This is a genomic window from Variovorax sp. 20P10.2.4, from assembly GCF_058244205.1.
Genome location: NZ_JBZAYE010001159.1, coordinates 1 through 1,184, shown reverse-complemented (window position 1 = coordinate 1,184; position 1,184 = coordinate 1). Strand labels below are relative to the sequence as shown.

At 66.0% G+C, this 1,184-nt stretch carries 2 protein-coding genes; one reads left to right on the top strand and one right to left on the bottom strand.

Annotation, left to right across the window (positions count from 1 at the left end):
* Positions 1-551: type III PLP-dependent enzyme domain-containing protein (locus tag AC27VN_RS41950; RefSeq protein WP_490880583.1), on the top strand; the 551-nt coding region annotated here is incomplete at its 5' end.
* 13 nt (positions 552-564) lie between these two features.
* Here the strand turns inward: AC27VN_RS41950 and AC27VN_RS41945 are convergent.
* Positions 565-879: a hypothetical protein gene (locus tag AC27VN_RS41945; RefSeq protein ID WP_093342549.1), complete on the bottom strand. Its 315-nt coding sequence runs from the start codon at positions 877-879 to the stop codon at positions 565-567.
* Positions 880-1,184 lie beyond the last annotated feature (305 nt).

Here is a 1,184-nt window from a genome sequence, read left to right as displayed (position 1 = left end):
ATCGCAGCGCCTCGGCCGCGGGCCTGCGCCGGACGGTGGCGCAGATCGTGGCCGCGGCCGGACGCCAGGGTATCCGCTTCGAGATCGTGACCGGCGCCGGCACCGGCACCCACGACCTCGATGCGCAGGGCGACGGTTTCACCGAGCTGCAGGCCGGCTCGTACGTGTTCATGGATGCCGAGTACGCGCAGGTGCTGGCCGGCAATGCGCCCGGCCAGGAATTCGAGGTCTCGCTGTTCGTGCAGACCGCGGTGGTCAGCACGCAGGCGGCCGACTGGGTGACGGTGGACGGCGGCAGCAAGTGCTTCGCCACCGACAGCGGCGTGCCGCTGGTGGCGCGCGGCGCCGGCGCGGGCAGCCGCTACGCCTTCTTCGGCGACGAGCACGGCAAGCTGCTGGTGCCGGCCGACGAGCGCCCGGCGCTGGGCGCGCGTGTCGAGTTCGTGACGCCCCACTGCGACCCGACGGTGAACCTGCACGACGTCTACCACGTGGTCGAGGACGACACGCTGGTCGCCATCTGGCCGGTGGATGCGCGCGGGAAGCGCTGAAGAAGAAAGCCGCTCAGACGCGCGGCAAGGCGGCCAGATAGGTCGACACCACGATCGCGGCCGCGCGGTCGAGCTGCAGGATGTCGGCCACGTCGAAGGCATGCGGCGCGGTGCGGCCGGTGGCGCCCAGCGGCTTGCGGATCTCGACCAGCACCTCGGCCGCGAGCTCGCGATCGCTGCGCGGACGGCCGTCGGCATGCATCACCCAGGCATCGACGTCGTCCATCGCGATGGTGCGGAACACCCCCACGATCGGGACGTACTTGTAGCGATCCTCGCCCACCAGGATGGGGACGTTGAGGTTGCAGAAAAACGTGGTCGTCGACATGCAGGATCGCTGCCGTGGCAAGGCTTCTTAATAATTGATAAGTGTGATGCGAAGGATTTCCCATGGCGGCAGAGTTCACGGCATCCAGCCGTGACCTTCTGCACACAAACCGTCCCAAACAGCCCCGTCGCATGCAAAACGAATACTTACATTTTACATGTTCGTAAATCTTTGTGTCGCAAAGGCGTCCATTTGTTACTTAATTCATTCGTAAAGATGTGACGCATGCACGTTTCATGACCTTGTCATCACGCGCCAGGACGCACCGGCGCGACCGCGCCGCCACGGGGCGGCCTCGTCACGTA